18 protein-coding genes are annotated in these 16,436 nt (G+C 71.6%); 10 read left to right on the plus strand and 8 right to left on the minus strand.

Annotated features, from left to right (window positions below; all coding sequences use genetic code 11):
• Positions 1-5 precede the first annotated feature (5 nt).
• From ACGFJ7_RS34390 to ACGFJ7_RS34400, 3 genes are all read right to left on the minus strand, one after another.
• A complete protein-coding gene (locus ACGFJ7_RS34390; RefSeq protein WP_360257405.1) occupies positions 6-731 on the minus strand; it encodes an amino acid ABC transporter ATP-binding protein in 726 nt (241 codons plus the stop codon).
• Positions 728-1,600, minus strand: a complete 873-nt coding sequence (locus tag ACGFJ7_RS34395) for an amino acid ABC transporter permease (RefSeq protein ID WP_360257403.1) — start codon at positions 1,598-1,600, stop codon at positions 728-730. Before ACGFJ7_RS34395 ends, ACGFJ7_RS34390 begins: the two co-directional genes overlap by 4 nt.
• 84 nt (positions 1,601-1,684) lie before the next feature.
• Complete coding sequence (locus ACGFJ7_RS34400; protein ID WP_360257401.1) at positions 1,685-3,025, minus strand: MFS transporter; 1,341 nt, start codon at positions 3,023-3,025, stop codon at positions 1,685-1,687.
• Positions 3,026-3,086: 61 nt separating this feature from the next.
• Between ACGFJ7_RS34400 and ACGFJ7_RS34405 the strand changes: the two genes are divergently transcribed.
• Genes ACGFJ7_RS34405 through ACGFJ7_RS34430 form a run of 6 tightly spaced genes read left to right on the plus strand, consistent with a single transcriptional unit; the run spans position 3,087 to position 10,169 of the window.
• Positions 3,087-4,703, plus strand: a complete 1,617-nt coding sequence (locus ACGFJ7_RS34405) for an ABC transporter substrate-binding protein (RefSeq protein ID WP_392645954.1) — start codon at positions 3,087-3,089, stop codon at positions 4,701-4,703.
• On the plus strand, positions 4,700-5,608 hold the full coding sequence (locus ACGFJ7_RS34410) for an ABC transporter permease (RefSeq protein WP_392645956.1): 909 nt from the start codon (positions 4,700-4,702) through the stop codon (positions 5,606-5,608). The genes ACGFJ7_RS34405 and ACGFJ7_RS34410 overlap by 4 nt, the downstream gene beginning before the upstream one ends.
• 1 nt (position 5,609) lies before the next feature.
• The gene (locus ACGFJ7_RS34415) at positions 5,610-6,455 is read left to right on the plus strand and encodes an ABC transporter permease (RefSeq protein WP_392645958.1); all 846 of its coding nucleotides are present in this window, start codon (positions 5,610-5,612) and stop codon (positions 6,453-6,455) included.
• The gene (gene nikE, locus ACGFJ7_RS34420) at positions 6,452-8,020 is read left to right on the plus strand and encodes a nickel ABC transporter ATP-binding protein NikE (RefSeq protein ID WP_392645960.1); all 1,569 of its coding nucleotides are present in this window, start codon (positions 6,452-6,454) and stop codon (positions 8,018-8,020) included. The genes ACGFJ7_RS34415 and nikE overlap by 4 nt, the downstream gene beginning before the upstream one ends.
• Positions 8,017-9,054, plus strand: coding sequence for an LLM class flavin-dependent oxidoreductase (locus ACGFJ7_RS34425; protein WP_392645962.1), 1,038 nt, complete (start codon positions 8,017-8,019; stop codon positions 9,052-9,054). The genes nikE and ACGFJ7_RS34425 overlap by 4 nt, the downstream gene beginning before the upstream one ends.
• A complete protein-coding gene (locus ACGFJ7_RS34430; RefSeq protein WP_392645964.1) occupies positions 9,051-10,169 on the plus strand; it encodes an LLM class flavin-dependent oxidoreductase in 1,119 nt (372 codons plus the stop codon). The genes ACGFJ7_RS34425 and ACGFJ7_RS34430 overlap by 4 nt, the downstream gene beginning before the upstream one ends.
• A 3-nt stretch (positions 10,170-10,172) precedes the next feature.
• Here the strand turns inward: ACGFJ7_RS34430 and ACGFJ7_RS34435 are convergent, their stop codons facing one another.
• Positions 10,173-10,514: an ankyrin repeat domain-containing protein gene (locus ACGFJ7_RS34435; protein ID WP_360257659.1), complete on the minus strand. Its 342-nt coding sequence runs from the start codon at positions 10,512-10,514 to the stop codon at positions 10,173-10,175.
• Positions 10,515-10,566: 52 nt separating this feature from the next.
• Positions 10,567-11,172, minus strand: coding sequence for a TetR/AcrR family transcriptional regulator (locus ACGFJ7_RS34440; RefSeq protein ID WP_392645966.1), 606 nt, complete (start codon positions 11,170-11,172; stop codon positions 10,567-10,569).
• Between the two features lie 102 nt (positions 11,173-11,274).
• Here ACGFJ7_RS34440 and ACGFJ7_RS34445 point away from each other — a divergent pair, with 102 nt between their 5' ends.
• Both ACGFJ7_RS34445 and ACGFJ7_RS34450 read left to right on the plus strand, forming a co-directional pair.
• The gene (locus tag ACGFJ7_RS34445; RefSeq protein ID WP_392645968.1) at positions 11,275-12,093 is read left to right on the plus strand and encodes an SDR family NAD(P)-dependent oxidoreductase; all 819 of its coding nucleotides are present in this window, start codon (positions 11,275-11,277) and stop codon (positions 12,091-12,093) included.
• Positions 12,094-12,189: 96 nt separating this feature from the next.
• Positions 12,190-13,461, plus strand: a complete 1,272-nt coding sequence (locus tag ACGFJ7_RS34450; protein WP_392645970.1) for a diaminopimelate decarboxylase family protein — start codon at positions 12,190-12,192, stop codon at positions 13,459-13,461.
• A 27-nt stretch (positions 13,462-13,488) separates the two neighbouring features.
• Here ACGFJ7_RS34450 and ACGFJ7_RS34455 read toward each other — a convergent pair whose 3' ends face one another.
• Positions 13,489-14,046, minus strand: coding sequence for a CGNR zinc finger domain-containing protein (locus ACGFJ7_RS34455; RefSeq protein ID WP_360257375.1), 558 nt, complete (start codon positions 14,044-14,046; stop codon positions 13,489-13,491).
• A 79-nt stretch (positions 14,047-14,125) separates the two neighbouring features.
• Between ACGFJ7_RS34455 and ACGFJ7_RS34460 the strand changes: the two genes are divergently transcribed.
• The gene (locus ACGFJ7_RS34460; RefSeq protein WP_360257373.1) at positions 14,126-15,097 is read left to right on the plus strand and encodes a DMT family transporter; all 972 of its coding nucleotides are present in this window, start codon (positions 14,126-14,128) and stop codon (positions 15,095-15,097) included.
• A 25-nt stretch (positions 15,098-15,122) separates the two neighbouring features.
• Here ACGFJ7_RS34460 and ACGFJ7_RS34465 read toward each other — a convergent pair whose 3' ends face one another.
• On the minus strand, positions 15,123-15,686 hold the full coding sequence (locus ACGFJ7_RS34465) for a dephospho-CoA kinase (RefSeq protein WP_392645973.1): 564 nt from the start codon (positions 15,684-15,686) through the stop codon (positions 15,123-15,125).
• Between the two features lie 95 nt (positions 15,687-15,781).
• Positions 15,782-16,156, minus strand: a complete 375-nt coding sequence (locus ACGFJ7_RS34470) for a PPOX class F420-dependent oxidoreductase (RefSeq protein ID WP_392645975.1) — start codon at positions 16,154-16,156, stop codon at positions 15,782-15,784.
• 50 nt (positions 16,157-16,206) lie between these two features.
• Here ACGFJ7_RS34470 and ACGFJ7_RS34475 point away from each other — a divergent pair.
• Positions 16,207-16,436: hypothetical protein (locus ACGFJ7_RS34475; protein WP_392645977.1), on the plus strand; the 230-nt coding region annotated here is incomplete at its 3' end.

Below are 16,436 nucleotides of genomic sequence, written 5' to 3' on the forward strand. Positions count from 1 at the left end.
TGCTCCTAAACGAGAACTTTGGAAAGGAAGGCGCGGGTACGTTCGTGCCGGGGGTTGTCCAGAACCTCGGTCGGCGGCCCCTGCTCGACGATCCGGCCGCCGTCCAGGAAGACGACGGTGTCGGCGACCTCGCGGGCGAAGCCGATCTCGTGGGTCACCACGACCATCGTGGTTCCGGCCTCGGCCAGGTCCCGCATGACGTCGAGGACCTCGCCGACCAGCTCGGGGTCGAGCGCCGACGTCGGCTCGTCGAAGAGCACCAGCTTCGGGTCGAGCGCGAGGGCACGCGCGATCGCGACCCGCTGCTGCTGTCCGCCGGACAACTGCCGGGGATAGGAGTCCGCCTTGTCGGCGAGGCCGACACGCTCGAGCAGTTCCCGGGAATCCCGGGGGCCGCGGGCCTCGTCGACGTTCTGCCGGGCCGTCATGTGCGGGAACAGGTTGAACGTCTGGAAGACGAAGCCGATGTTGGCCCGCTGCTTGAGGACGAGCCGTTCCGGCAGCTCGTGCAGCTTGTCGCCGTCCTGGCGATAGCCGATGAGCTCACCGTCGACCCGTACCGTGCCCCGGTTGACTTTTTCGAGGTGATTGACGCAGCGCAGCAGGGTGGACTTGCCGGAGCCGGAGGGGCCGAGGATCACCGTGACGCTGCCGGCCGGAAGGCTGAGGCTGATGTCGCGCAACACTTCCAGCGACCCGAAGGACTTGTGGACGCCCCGAATCTCGATCATCGCCGGTACCCCTTGCCGAAGTGCCGCTCGGTGTAGTGCTGAAGGATCGACAGGACCGCGGTGAGGATCACGTACCAGACGGTCGCGACCAGCAGCAGCGGCACGACCCGCCCGTTGCGGCCGTAGATGACCTGCACCTGGTAGAACAGCTCGCCGATGGCCAGCACGTAGACCACCGACGTGCTCTTGAGCAGGTTGACCAGCTCGTTGGCGGCGTTCGGCAGGATCGCCCGCATGGCCTGCGGCAGCACGATCCGGCGGAACTGCCGCAGCCGCGGGATGCCGAGGGCGGCGGCCGCCTCCATCTGGCGCTGGTCGACCGAGAGGATGCCGGCCCGGACGATCTCGGCGGCGTACGCGGCCTCGTGCAGAGCCAGGCCGAGCAGGGCCGCACCGAACGCGCTGACCAGGCTGGAGGTCTCGAACTGCACGAAGCCGGGCCCGAACGGGATGCCGAGCTGCAGCTTGTCGTACAGGTAGCCGAGGTTGGCCCAGAACAGCAGCTGCACGATCAGCGGCACCGAGCGGAAGACCCAGATGAAGGTCCAGCTGACCGACGTGAGCACCGGGTTCTTCGACAGCCGCATCGGGGCGAGCAGGATGCCGCCGGCGAAGCCGAGGACCGCACCGGCGAGGGTGAGCTCCAGGGTGATCAGCAGCGCCCGCATCACCGACTCTTCGAAGAAGTAGCCGGCGAAGGTGCTCCAGTCCCAGCCGGGGTTGGTGGCCAGGCCGTGCACGAACTGGGCGACCAGCACGAGCACGGCGGCCGCGGCGACCCAGCGCCACGGATGGCGGGCGGGAACGATGGTGAGCTCGTCGCTTCGCGGTGACTGCACCGGCGCGCGAGCCGAGGACAGGAGACTCACGGGCGTCCCTCCGAGTCGGGCTGTTGCCACAGAACGCTAGGTGTGAATCGGCATTGCCTTCAAGTCCTATCGGCCCTATATGTTTTACGAAGTCGTCAACGGCCGGGACGTCACAAGGACGGCAGCGGCCAGCATTCCGGCGCAGATCGCCAGGCCGTACGTGAGGGAGTCGCGGCCGAGCGACGCGAGCACCACGCCGGTCACCGCGGCCGTCCCGATGGTGGCCGCGACACGCTGGGCTTGCTGCAACAACGCGGCCGCCAGCCCGGCCGCGCCGATCGGTGCGTAGGCGAGCGTCAGGGCCTGGTTAGGGGAGATGATCACGCCGCCGGCGGCGCCGTTGACGAGTTGGGTAGCCGCGAGCGCGAGCCCGAGGTGGGTCTCCGGGGTGAACTGCACTATGAGCGCGGTGGCGACGACTGTGACAAGTGCGACGACCAGTGCCCATTGGACACTGCGCCGGCCGTAGCGGCCCAGGATCCGCCAGCCGACGGCCGAGAACGCCGCGAAGCCCAGGGCGCTCGGCAGTACGGTCAGCGCCGCGTGCAGCGGCGACCAGCCCAGGCCCTCCTGCAGGTAGAGCGTGATGGCCAGCGAGGCCGCGAGCGACGAGCCGAACTGGAACATCGCGATCAGCGTGCCGTTGCGGAAGCCGCGCTCGCGGATCAGCGCGGGCAGCAGGATCGGGGTGCCACGGTAGCGCCGCTCCCAGATGATCAGGAGGGCGATGAGGGCGGGCGTCGTCGCCAGCAGCCAGCCGGTGCCGGGAACGGTGAAGGGCAGCAGCACGCTCAGCGTTGCCGCCCCGAGCAGCGCGAGCCCCATCGGATCCAGGCTTGTCCGATGCGATCCGGCGGTCCGCGGAAAGTAGCGGATGGCCAACGGGATGGTGATCAAGCCGAACGGCACGTTCAGGAGCAGGACGTAACGCCAGCCGACGGTGTCGATCAGTACGCCGCCGACCAGTGGGCCGATCACCCCGGCGATGCCGCCGACCAGGGCGTACGCGCCGAGCGCCCGAGTCCGCTCGCGGCCGGTGAACATCTCCTGGAAGATGCCGAGGACCTGCGGGTTGACCGTGCCGGCGCCGACGCCCTGCAGCAGCCGCGCGACCGCGACCACCCACGCCTCCTGTGCGGTGCCGGCGACGATCGCGGCCAGGCAGAACAGCGTGATCCCGCCGACGAACAGCCACTTGCGGCCGTGCGCGTCGCCGATCCGGCCGGCCGGCACGAGAGCCAGGCCGAAGGTGAGCGAGTAGCCCGCGATGATCCATTGCACCGAGCCCGATCCGGCGTCGAGGGAGTCGCGCAGGGCGGGCACGGCGGTGTTGAGGCTGGACTGATCGAGCAGCGTGGTGAACGCCGCGGCGAGGCAGAGGGCCATCGCCGGAGCGGGGGCGACTTTGTGAGAAAGGGCTGTCACCCCTTGCTTATATCCCATAGAGCCTATAGGAAAAAGAGAGTCCGTTCCGATGGAGGTATCGATGCGTCACCGTTCCTGGCTCGCCGCGGCTGCGTCTCTCGCGCTGCTGGCGGGCTGCTCCTCCAGCGGCGGCACCGCCACCGACGCCGGTGCTCCGGTCTCCGGCGGCTCCCTGAACTGGGCCGTGGAGACCGAGCCGATCACCCTGAACCCGCATCAGTACGCGCAGGCCAAGGCGCGCCTGCTCGTCTGGAACAACTTCGAGGCCCTGCTCACCCACGACGACAAGGGCGGATACGTGCCCTGGCTCGCCACCGGGTACGAGGCCTCGCCCGACGGCAAGACCTACACCGTCAAGCTACGCACCGGCGTCACCTTCAGCGACGGCACCAAGTTCGACGCGGCCGCGGTCAAGGCCAACGTGGACCAGCTGCTGGCCGACGGCTACGCGCCGGCCGTCGCCGCCGTACAGCTCAAGAACCTCAAGAACGTCGAGGTCGTCGACCCGGCCACCATCAAGTACAACCTCAAGCAGCCCGACGTGCTGATCCTGGACTTCCTCTCCTCGCCGCAGGGCGCGATCGTCTCGCCCAAGTCGCTCAAGGAGGCCAAGAACCTCAAGGCGGGCGGCCCGGAGCTGGCGGGCACCGGGCCGTTCATCCTCGACAAGTACACGCCCGGCCAGGAGCTGCACTACGTCAAGAACCCCGACTACAACTGGGCGCCGGCCAACGCGGGCCACACCGGCCCGGCGTACCTCGACGAAGTGACCTACCGCTTCCTCAAGGAGTCGTCGGTGCGGGTGGGCGCGCTGACCTCGGGCCAGGTTCAGGTGATCGAGGGCGTGCCCGCGACCGACCAGGCGCAGATCACCGCCAACCCGCAGCTGACCCTGAGCAAGGGACTCAACTCGGGCTCGGCCTACTCGTACTACTTCAACACCTCGCACGCGCCGTTCGACGACGTCCGGGTCCGGCGGGCGTTCCGTGACGCGCTCGACGTCGGCACCGTCCTGCAGGGCGTCTACCGGGGCACGGCCACCCGCGCCTGGAGCGTCATCTCGCCGACCAGCCCGCTCTACTCGGCCGAGCTCGAGGGTTCCTATGGCAACAACGCGGCGAAGGCGAACTCCGAGCTCGACGCGGCCGGGTGGGCCACGCGGGACGCCGACGGATATCGCACCAAGGACGGCAAGCGGCTGACCGCCCGGCTCGTGCAGTCGGCGCCGTTCGTCCGCGACCGCCGCGACATCCTGGCCCAGGCCGTGCAGGCCGCGGTCAAGCAGAGCGCCGGCATCGACCTGAAGGTGTCGGTGGTCGACCAGGGCACCGCCACCAAGGCGATCGAGGACAACGAGTACGAGGTCTTCGACAACTCCCGGGCCGACACCGACGCCGGGGCCGCGCTCAACCTGCTGCTGCGCTCCGACGGCGCCATCAACCGCACCGGCGTCAAGGACCCCCGGCTCGACTCGCTGCTGGCGGCGGGCGAGGCCGGCGGGGACCGTGCCCAGACGTACGGGGAAATCCAGCGGAAGGTCGTCGCCGAGGACGCGCTGATCCAGCCGCTCTACGCGCCGGCCGACCAGATCGCCTCGGCCAAGAACGTCGGCGGCCTCGGCTTCGAGCCGACCGCCGGGGTGCCGGGCAACGCGTACAACGTCTGGCTGAGCAAATGATGGTGCTCCGCCGCGTCGGCACCGGCCTCGTGGTCCTGTGGGCCGCCGCCACGGCGGCCTACCTGGCCCTGCTGGCCGCGCCCGGGGACACGGTCGACGCCATCATCGGCGACGGCGCCGACACACCCCTGATCCGGTCGCAGATCATCCAGGAGTGGCACCTCGACCGCCCGGCCGTCGTGCAGTACCTCGACTTCCTCTGGCGAGCGCTGCACGGCGACCTGGGCCGCTCCTATCTGCTGCAGCGGCCGGTCGCGGAGGTCATCGGGGGCCAGCTGGCCCCGACCCTGACGCTGGCCTTCAGCGCCGGCCTGCTCGGCATCGCCCTGGCCCTGGTGCTGGCGGTCACCACCCGCCGGCCCTGGGCCCGCCGGGCCAGCTCCACCCTCGAGCTGGTCCTGGTCTCGACCCCGCCCTTCCTGATCGGGATCGTGCTGCTGAGCGTCTTCTCGTTCCGGCTGGGCCTGTTCCCGGTCTCCGGCGACCAGGGCGTGGCGGCCCTGGTGCTGCCGGCGATCACGCTGGCCCTGCCGGTGGCCGGGGTGCTCACCCAGGTGCTGCGCGACGGCATCGACCGGGCCCTGGAGGAGCCGTTCGTGGTCACCGCCCGGGCCCGCGGGCTGTCCGAGCGGGCCGTGCTCGTCCGGCACGCCCTGCGGCACGCGCTGCTGCCGACCGTGACGCTGATCGGCTGGCTGTTCGGCATCCTGCTCGGCGGCGCCGTGATCATCGAGACCGTCTTCGGCCGGCCCGGGCTGGGCCAGGTGACGCTGAACGCGGTCACCAGCGAGGACATGCCGGTCGTGCTGGCCGTGGTGGTCTTCTCGGCCTTCGTCTACGTGCTGCTCAACACCCTGGCCGACCTCGCGTACCTGATCATCGACCCTCGGCTGCGGAGGAGCTGACATGACCATCGCCCTCGACCGGCCCGTGTCTCTACGTTTTCGCCGTCCGCGCGGCCTCGGTGTGGCGGCCGCTTCCGGTTTCCTGCTCCTGGCCCTGCTGGCGGCGCTCGTCCCGTCCCTGTTCGCGGGGGATCCGCTGGCCGCCGACCCGATGCACGTGCTCGAGGCGCCGAGCGCCGCCCACTGGTTCGGCACCGACCAATTAGGACGTGACGTCTTCGGCCGGGTCGTGCACGGCGCCCGGCACTCGCTGACCATCGGCCTCGCGGCCACCCTGGTCGCCGCCGGCCTCGGCGTCCTGCTCGGCCTGCTGGCCGGGCTCTCCCACAAGTGCGCCGACGAGGCGCTCAGCCGCGGCTTCGACGCCCTCGCGGCGTTCCCGCTGCTGCTGCTCGCGCTGCTGTTCGTCGCGGTCGCCGGCCCGGGAACGGCCGGCCTGATCGTCGCCATCGGCATCGCCACCCTGCCGCACTACGCCCGGGTGGTGCGGTCGCAGACCTTCGTGGTCCGCCAGGCCGGATACGTCACACAGGCGGTGGCGTTCGGCGACTCCCGCCTGCGCCTGGTGCTGCGGCACGTGCTGCCCAACGTGATCGGCCCGATCCCGGTGCTCGCCGTGATCGGGCTCGGCGAGGCCATCCTGGCCGCGGCCGGCCTCAGCTTCCTCGGCATGGGACCGCAACCGCCCTCACCCGAGTGGGGCGCGATGCTCTCCGAAGGCCGCGGCTACCTGAGCATCGCCTGGTGGACCTCCATCCTGCCCGGGGTGGTGGTCACCCTGCTGGTCATCTCGCTGACCGTCGTGGGCCGGCGCCTTCAGCGCCGGTTCGAGGGCAGGACGGCATGATTTCCGTACGGGATCTGCGCGTCACGTTCCTCCTCGGGCGCACCGTGGTCGAGGCGGTCCGCGGGGTCGACCTCGACATCACGGCCGGCGAGTGCGTGGCGCTGGTCGGGGAGTCGGGCTCGGGCAAGTCGGTGACGGCCCGGACCCTGGTCGGGCTCACCGGCCCCCGGGCCACGGTCTCCACCTCCCACTTCGACATCAACGGCCAGGACGTACGGGGTTACCAGGAGCGCGACTGGAAGCGGCTCCGGGGCAGCTTCGCCGGCCTGGTGTTGCAGGACGCGCTGGTCTCACTGGACCCGCTGCGCACGGTCGGCGCCGAGATCGGCGAGGCCCTGCGCGTCCACCGGGCCAAGGGCGACCCGGTCGAGCTGCTGTCCTCCGTTCACGTGCCGGAGCCGGCGCGGCGGGCCGAACAGTATCCGCACCAGCTCTCGGGCGGCCTGCGCCAGCGGGCCCTGATCGCCTCGGCCATCGCCGCCGGCCCGCCGCTGCTGATCGCCGACGAGCCGACGACCGCCCTCGACGTGACGGTGCAGGCCCAGATCCTCGACCTGCTGGCCGAACGCAAGGCCACCGGCGAGACCCTGCTGCTGATCAGCCACGACCTGGCGGTCGTCTCCCGCCTGGCCGACCGCGTCCTCGTGATGAAGGACGGCCGAGTCGTCGAATCGGGCCCGACGTCCGCGCTCCTGGCCGCCCCGTCCCACCCGTACACCCGTCAATTGGTCCAGGCCGTCCCATCGGCCGCCTCCCGAGGCCGCCGCCTGTCCTCAGCCGCCCCGGCCCTTCCCACGCCTTCCTCGCCCGGACCAGTCTCCGCCGACAGCGTCGTCATCCGCGCTGAAGGGCTGAAGAAGACGTACGGGAAGCACACGGTTGTCGATGGGGTCGATCTGACTGTGGGGCGGGGGGAGATCGTCGGGCTGGTGGGGGAGTCCGGATCGGGGAAGACCACTGTCGCTCAGCTTGTGTTCGGGCTGGTGGCACCCACGTCCGGGACCGTGGCGTTCGAGGGCGCGCCATGGACCGGGGTGAAGGAGCGGCGGCGTCGTTCGCGGCGCCGCCGCCTCCAATTCATCGCGCAGGATCCGCTCTCCGCCTTCGACCCGCGCTGGACCGTGCGCCGCATCGTCGGTGAGGCGCTCCCGGCCGGAGAGACGGCCACGCCCCTTCTCGAACGGGTCGGGCTCTCCGCCGACGTGCTCGACCGCTATCCGCGGCAGCTGTCCGGCGGGCAGCGGCAACGGGTGGCCATCGCCCGCGCGCTGGCGCCCCGGCCGAGCCTGATCATCTGCGACGAGCCGGTGTCCGCGCTCGACGTGTCGGTGCAGGCGCAGGTGCTCGACCTGCTGGCCGACATCCGGGCCACCGACGGCACCGCCCTGCTGTTCATCTCGCACGACCTCGGCGTCGTGCACCACCTGGCCGATCGCGTGCTGGTCATGCGCGACGGCGCCGTCGTCGAATCAGGGCCGATCGGCGACGTTTTCCACCACCCGCGGCACGAGTACACCCGTGCGCTGCTCGACGCGGTGCCGAACCTGGAGGTGTCGCCGTCATGAAGTTCCTTCTCATCACACTGATCGCCAAACCCGACCCGTCGGTCTCGGATCACGCCCGGCTGCGCGAGGTGGTCGACAACGCCGTACTGGCCGAGGAACTCGGTTTCGACGGTTACGGGGTGGGCGAGCGCCACGAGCGCCCGTTCATCTCCTCGTCGCCGCCGGTCGTGCTCAGCCACATCGCGGCCAGGACGTCCACGATCCGGCTGTTCACGGCGGTCACCACGCTCAGCCTGCTCGACCCGGTCCGGGCCTACGAGGACTACGCCACCCTGGACAACCTCTCCGACGGCCGGATCGAGCTGATCATCGGCAAGGGCAACGGGGCCGCGCAGGCCAAGCTGTTCCACGTCACCACCGAGGACCAGTGGGACCGCAACCGCGAGTCGTACGAGCTGTTCCGCCGCCTCTGGCGGGAGCCGAAGGTGACCTGGGAGGGCCGCTTCCGCCCGTCGCTGACCGAGGCCGAGACCTGGCCGCGCCCGCTGCAGAAGCCGATCCGGGTCTGGCACGGCAGCGCCACCAGCAGGGAGAGCGTCGACCTGGCCGCGCGGTACGGCGACCCGCTGTTCTCGGCCAACGTCACCAACCCGATCGAGCCGTACGCGGAACTGATCCGCTACTACCGGGAGCGGTGGGCGCACTACGGGCACGACCCGGCGGACGCGCTGGTGGGTGCCGGCTCGGCCGGCTTCTACGTCGCCCGTACGTCGCAGGAGGCCGTGGAGACGTACCGGCCGATCTACGACGCCCGGATCGCCCTGTTCCGCAAGGTCGGCGTCGAGCCGGTCTTCCCGACGCTGGAGGACGCGATCGAGCGCAGCTCGATCCTGGTCGGCAGCCCGCAGCAGGTCATCGACAAGGTGTCGCGGTACCACGCCCAGTTCGGCCACGAGGTCATGCACCTGCACGCCGACGGTGACGGCCTCACCGGCAAACAGCACCGGGCGACGCTGGAGCTCTTCCAGTCGGAGGTCGCGCCGGTGCTGCGCAAGGAAATTCCCAGCCGTCCGTTCGCGGGGAGCCACACATGACCGTCCCACTGTCCATCCTGGATCTCGCACCGCTCGTCGACGGCGGTGACGCCCGCGACGCGCTGCGGCGCACCCTCGACCTGGCCCGCTCGGCCGAGGAGTTCGGATATCACCGCTTCTGGGTGGCCGAGCACCACCTGACGCCCGGCGTGGCCAGCTCCCAGCCGGCCGTGCTGCTCGGCGCCATCGCGTCGGTGACCGGCCACATCCGGCTCGGCTCGGGCGCGTTGCAGACCGGCTTCCTGACGCCGCTCGCCGCGCTGGAGCAGTTCGGGCTGCTGGACGCGCTCCATCCGGGGCGCTTCGACCTCGGCCTGGGCCGGTCGGCCCAACGTCGCAAATCAGATCTTTCCAGTACGTCGTCGGTCCCGCCGCCGGCCGACGAGGAGACGATCGTCGACGGCCTGCTCATTCCGAAGCACTACGACCACCAGGTGCTGCTCAAGTCGGGCCGGGCGCAGCTGTGGTTCAAGCTGCTCAAGCAGCCCGGCGCGGAACCGCTCGACCTGGACGCCGTGGTCGAGGACATCGAAACCCTGCGGGCCGGCCCGTACACCGACGGCGAGGGGAACTCGGCGCGGGCGGTGCCCGGCGAGGGCGCCGAGCTTCAGCTCTGGATCCTGGGCAGCAGCGGCGGGGAGAGCGCCCGGGTCGCCGGCGCCCGCGGTCTGCCGTTCGCGGCGAACTACCACGTCGCGCCGGCCAAGGTCCTGGAGGCCGTCGAGGCGTACCGGGCCGCCTTCAAGCCCTCGAAGACCCTGTCCGCCCCGCACGTGATGGTCTCGGCCGACGTCCTCGTGGCCGACGACGACGGCACCGCGGCCGAGCTGGCCCTGCCGTACGCCCTCTGGGTCCGCAGTGTCCGCCGGGGCGGCGCCATCCCGTGGCCGACGCTCGAGCAGGCGCGCGCCCATCAGTGGACCGAACAGGACCGTCAGCTGGTCAAGGACCGCGTCGACACCCAGTTCGTCGGCTCACCCGAGACCGTCGTGGCGAAACTGGAGACGCTGCGCCGGGTCACCGGCGCCGACGAGCTGCTGATCACCACCATGGCCCACGACCACCGCGACCGGGTGCGGTCGTACGAGTTGCTGTCCAAGCACTGGCCGGCCTGACGCTCAGCGCAGCAGCGCGGCCATCTCGGGCAACTTGAAGAAGTCCGCCGTCGCCGTCGCCGAGGGCGATCCGCTTTCCGGGTCGGCCCCGGCGGCGAGCAGGATGCTCACCGTCTCGGCGTTCTGCCGGAACACCGCGGCGGCCAGCGCGGTCTGACCCCGATCGTTCACCCGGTCGGGGTCGGCGCCGTGCTCGAGCAGGGCGCGCACCGTCGCCGGGTGGTTGTGGTACGCGGCCAGGATCAGCAGGGTGTCGCCCTTGCCGTTGGTCAGGTTGGCCGGCAGCCCGGCCGCCACGTTCGCGGCCAGCTCCTCGGTCTGCCCGGAGCGGGCCAGGTCGAACATGCGATGGGCGTACGCGATCGTCTCTTCGTCCAGCTCAGCCACGGCGCCTGCACTACCCCGTCCGGCCGCCGGGAAACGCCCGCAGGGTGATCTCCACCAGCGCGTCGGCGTATTCCGGGGTGAGCGGGCCGGTGCCGAGCAGCCAGCGCTGGTAGAGCGGGGCGTACAGGACTTCCAGGACCAGATCGAGGTCGGCGTCCGCGGCGAGCTGGCCGGCCCGCTGGGCGCTGCGCAGACGCTCCTTCTTGGCCTCGTCGACCGGTGCCGCCAGCCTCTCGCGGTACTGGGCGGTCAGCGCCGGGTCGGCGATGATCTCGAGGTTGAAGGCCCGGATGGGCGCCGCGAACGCCGGGTCGGCGAACTCGGCCACGGTGGCGCGCATGACCGTCCTGAGGTCGGCCTCGAGATCGCCGGTGTCGGGCAGGGCGATGACCTCGCCCTGTTCGCTCAGGGCCAGGAACGCGTCGAAGATGACGGCGCCCTTCGACGGCCACCAGCGGTAGATGGTCTGCTTGCCGACGCCGGCCCGGGCGGCGATGGCCTCGACGGAGACCTTGGCGTAGCCGAGCTCGGAGACCAGGTCGCGGGCGGCGCCGAGGATGGCTTCCCGCGACCGTTCGCTGCGCAGGGCGGGGTTGGGCTTCCGGGGGCCGGTCACGGCCGGGAGCGTAACACGAGCGAGACGAGACGGTCCGTCTTGACAGCTGTGCCATGCTCGGTTTGCGAGACGGACCGTCTCGTCTCACCATGAGGAGGTCGCGTGACCGCGCGAGTGTGGTTCATCACCGGGGCGTCGAGAGGGCTGGGACGGGCGTGCGCCGAGGCGGCACTCGCGGCGGGGGAACGCGTGGTGGCGGCGGCCCGTGACGTCGGGCCGCTCGACGACCTGGCCGCGGAGCATGCGGAGAGGCTGGTGCGGTTGACGCTGGACGTGTCGGACCGGGCGGCGGTACGGGCCGTGGCGGACGACGCGGTGTCCGCCTTCGGCCGGCTCGACGTGGTGGTCAACAACGCCGGCGTGATGCTGCTCGGCATGGTCGAGGAGGCCACCGAGGAGCAGATCCGGGCCCAGTTCGACGTGAACTTCTTCGGTGCCGTCTGGGTGGCCCAGGCTGTGGTGCCGCATCTGCGGGCACAAGGGTCGGGGCACCTGCTCCAGGTCACCACGATGGGCACCGGCGGCGGGTTCGCGTCGACCGGGTTCTACGCGGCCGCGAAGTCGGCGCTCGACGCGCTGAGCCAGGCGCTGGCCATGGAGGTGGCGCCCTTCGGTGTCAAGGTGACGATCGTGCAGCCGGGCGGGTACGGCACCGAGCTGTTCACACGCGGCACCACGACGACCGAGGCCCGGCCCGAGTACGAATCGTTGCGGGCACGCCTGGCCGAGATGTGGGGCGACGAGGCCGGCCCCGAGCCGAGCACGGCGGCGCCGGTGGTCATGAAGCTCGCCGACCTGGAGCGGCCGCCGCTGCGCCTGATCGTCGGCTCCGCCTCGTACGACGTGGTCCGGCAGATGGACGAGGCCCGGGCCGAGGAGTACCGGAGGTGGGAGGGCCTCAGTCGTCAGGCGCCCGGCTGAGAGCGGTGTATCCACGGCGTCAACAAACGGGCGCCCGGCGTCAACGGTGAATATCCGGCCGCGACTTTCCGGCGATGCCGGGAGCAAGGTCGGGACATGACGCTCGCCGACATTCTTCCGTCACTGCGCATCGCGCTCCGCCCGCCGCTCGATCCCTCCGTCTGGCCGGTCTCCGCCCGGTGGGTGGGCCACGGTGACCTTCAGATCGGCGGGGTGCGGGCGGGCAAGCTGGCCGGTTCCTACGGCACGCCGCTGCACATTCTGGACGAGCGGGACGTACGCGAGAGGAGCGCCGAATATCTGCGTGCCTTCGGGGAGCGCGCGGTCTCGTACAGCGCGAGGGCGGGTCTGACCCTGGAAACCGCGAAGTGGGTGGCCTCCTCGGGCCTCGGGTGCCGGGTCTCGTCGGCCGCCGAGTTGCGGATCGCGCTGACCGCGGGCGTCCCGGCGTCCGAGATCGTGCTCGGCGGGGCCGGGAAGTCGCTGGCCGACCTCGACGCGGCCAACGCGTGCGGCGCCGCCGTGGTGGCCGGTTCCGTGGCCGAGGTCGCGCTGATCGCCTCCCGGGCCGTGCTGTCGCAGCGGGTGTGGCTGCGCGTCGTGCCGGCCCGGATGGGCCGCCGGCGGATCAGGTACGGGCTCAAGTGCGGCACCGGGCCGGCGCTGGCCGCCGTCGCGGCGATCCGGTCGCCGGGCAACCTGGACCTGGCCGGGCTGGACTGCGACTGCGGGCATCAGCTCAGCCGGTTCCAGCCGTTCGAGTCGTCGGTGCGCGAGGTGCTGGGCGTCGCCACCGTCGTGCGGTCCCGCTACGGCGTCACCGTGCCGGCGGTGAACCTCGGCGGTGGGCACGCCGCCAGCTACCGCTGCGGCGACGACGGCTTCGCGGTCGGCGCGTTCGCGTCCCGGGCGCGGGCGATGGTGCACCTGTCGGCCGAGTACTTCGGGATCTCCGAGCCCCGGCTGACCGTCTCGCCGGGACGGTCCATCATGTCGCGGGCGGGCGTGACGCTCACCCGGGTCGCCGCGGTGTCGTCGAACCTGGGCGGGCTGACCGTGTCCCTCGACGAGGGCGTGCCCGGCTGCGGGGCGGCGCCCTGCTCCGGCCGGCACTCGATGGTCCTGGTGGGCCGCGAGTCGCGGGCGGCCCTGCGCCCGGCGACGGTGGTCGAGACGCTGGGACAGACCCGGACGGCGGCCGAGCTGCCCGAGGACATCGAGCCGGGCGACCTCGTGGCCATCGCCGGCACCGGCGGATACCACTACGCGGACTCGCCCTCGGTGGGCGGAGCGGCCGTGCTGGGCGTGTCGGACGGCATGGTCCGTACGATCAAGCGCCGTCCCACCCTCGAGGAGCTCGCCTCCTGAGACCGCCTCAGCACTTCCCCGGACCGGTCACGCGCCTCCGGCCGCCTTCCGCTCGCGGAACGCGGCCATGTTCATCCGGTTGCCGCAGCGCACGCCGCAGAAGCGCTTGGAGCCGTTGCGGGACAGGTCGAGCAGCAGTCCGGTGCAGTCGTCGGCCCCGCACACCCGCAGGCGGCCCACCTCGTTCATCCGGATCACGTCGATGAGGGCGAGCGCGGCCTCGACGCGCATCCGCTCGGCCAGCGGGGCGCCGGGATCGGTGGCGTGCATGTGCCAGTCCGACCCGTCGTGGCGGGTGAGATAGGGCAGGGCCTTCGCCTTGCGCAGCATCTCGTTGACGGCGGGCACCATGTCGTCGCGGTCGAGGAACCAGACCCGGCGCAGCTCGTCGCGGACCGCGCGCACCTCACGCAGCTCGGCCTCGTCGTGGTCGACGCGTCCCGAGTAGCGCCAGCGGGCCAGCAGGGCGCCCAGCTGGTCCACCGTGGCCAGCTCGTCCTCGCCGCTGCGGGTGGCGCCCGGATCGGTGTCGGTCAGGTCGACGATGAACTCCAGGGCCTCCTCCGTGTCAGGGGCAAAAAGCAATTTGACTCCTCACTGGTACGGGCTTAGCGTCAGGGTCATAAGCAACTTAGCTCATGACAGCTACCTAGGTGAGGGTGCCATGAAGTTCTCGGCCAAGTCCGTGGGTCTGGTCATCGCCGTGACCTCAGCGGTCTCGTTCGGAACGTCCGGCGCGTTCATCAAACCGCTGCTCGAGGCGGGCTGGTCACCAGCGGCGGCGGTCACCGTGCGGGCCCTCACCGGCGGCGTGGTGCTGCTCCCGTTGCTGGTCATCTCGCTGCGGGGGCGCTGGTCGGCGCTGTGGCGTGGCCGATGGCGGGTGCTCGGCATGGGCGTGATCGCGGTGGCGTTCACCCAGCTCGCGTACTTCGCGGCGATCTCCCGGATCCCGGTCTCGACGGCGCTGCTGATCGAATATCTGGCGCCGCTGCTGCTGGTGCTGTTCACGTGGGCGACCACCCGGCGTACCCCCCGCCCGATGGTCCTGCTCGGCTCGGTCCTGGCGATCGGCGGCCTGGTGCTGGTGATCGGGCCCGGGGCGTTGCGGGCCGTCGACGTGTGGGGACTGGTCCTGGCCTTCGCGGCGGCGATCGGCTGCGCGGTCTACTTCGTGGTGGCGGCCCGGCCCAACGACGGGCTGCCGCCGGTCGCGCTCGCCTCGTCCGGGCTGATCCTGGGCGGTCTCACCCTGGCCGCGGCCTCGGCGGTGGGCCTGGTGCCGTTCACGACGGTCACCACCGACGTCACCGTGGTGAACTCGACGGCGCCCTGGTGGCTGCCGCTGCTGGTGGTGGCGATCGTGGGCACGGCCATCGCGTACGCCACCGGCATCGCCGGCTCGGCCCGGCTGGGCTCCCGGCTGGCCTCGTTCGTGGGGCTGCTCGAGGTGGTCTTCGCGTCGCTGTTCGCCTGGCTGGTCCTGGGCGAGTCGCTGAGCCCGCTCCAGCTGCTCGGCGGCGTCCTGATCCTGGCCGGCATCGCCTCGATCCCGTCCGAGCAGCCGGCCGACGCCTCGCCCGCCGACGCCCCCTCGGTTGCTCTCGCGCCTGCCGCGGTCGTCGCGGCGGACTGAGAGGTCGGGGTAAGCGAAGCGGAGGCTAGCTGTCCGCACTGCCGTCGATGATCAGGTCGGCCCGCCCGCGTACGTCGTCAGTGCCGTAGAACTCGTCCTCCTGGCGCGCCCAGCGCTCCCAGTGCGGCTCGTAGGTGGCGCCGTCGCGGGCGAGGGCCCGCTCCCGGCGCAGCGCGTCCGGCACCTCGATCCACACCAGGCCACTGACGTACGGGGCGAGCACCCGCGCGCCGCAGCCGACACCCTCCACCACGAGGCTGCCGGTACGCGGCACCTCATGCCACGCGTCGGCGTACCGGTCCGCGGCCCAGTCCCAGCTCCGCCACCGCACCGGCTCACCGGCGGCCAGCGGCCGGAGAACCCAGTCGTGCAGCGCCGTGACGCCGCCGCGCAGCCCGTCCCACCCGGGATAGAGGTCGTCCATCCGAATCAGCGGCGCCCCGAACGCCACCGCCAGCTCCCGCGCCAGCTCGGTCTTGCCCGCGCCGGACCGTCCCTCGACCGCCACCACTCGCGTGCCGCTCACCCGCGCGGCCAGCCCACGAGCCCACTCCACCACCGCGGCCACCCGGGCCGCCCGCCGGTCCACAGCGCCACTCGTTCCTCGCGCAGGCCCGCCACCGGGTGCGTCAGTGACCGGGTTGCCGTCGGCCGGGGCCGCGCCCCTTCCCGGACCGGAGCTCGTCATAGCTGGTCGACGACACGGTCGGGCGTGATCCGCAGAACCACGCGGCCGGCTTCCTCGGCGGGGTCGCCCATGACGTGATCGCGGCCGGTGTAGCGGCGAGCCAGCTCGTGCACCAGAGCAACGGCGTCCTCGTCGACGACCGCGGCCCGCCCGCGAATCTCGACGTACCGGGTCGGCGTCCGCCGGTCGTGGACCAGCACGGTGACCCGAGCGTCGCGGCGGATGTTGCGAACCTTGCGGCGGCCGCCCTTGGTCGCCATCACCAGATCGTCGCCGTCCCGCCCCAGCCACATGACACTGAGCTGCGACGACCCGTCCGGTTCGGCCGTCGCCAACACCGCGAACTCGGGCCGGTCGACAAGCTCCCGCACGGCCGCACTCAGGCGCACGCCGGCGCCGGCCTCAGCTCCAGCGGGCCGCCTTGACCGGCCTGGTGCACCGCCGCCCGCCGGACGGATATCGCGGGCTGAACGAGCGCCGCCCGCCGAACCGCCGCTCGCCGAACCGCCGCTCGCCGAACCGCCGCTCGCCGAACCAGCCTTGCCAGCCTGACCTGCCTGACCTGCCTGACCTGCCTGACCTGCCTGACCTGCCTGACCTGCCTGACCTGCCTGACCTGCCTGACCTGCCTGACCTGCCTGACCTGCCTGG

The sequence above is a fragment of the Actinoplanes sp. NPDC048988 genome (assembly GCF_043197815.1).
Lineage (GTDB): Bacteria > Actinomycetota > Actinomycetes > Mycobacteriales > Micromonosporaceae > Actinoplanes.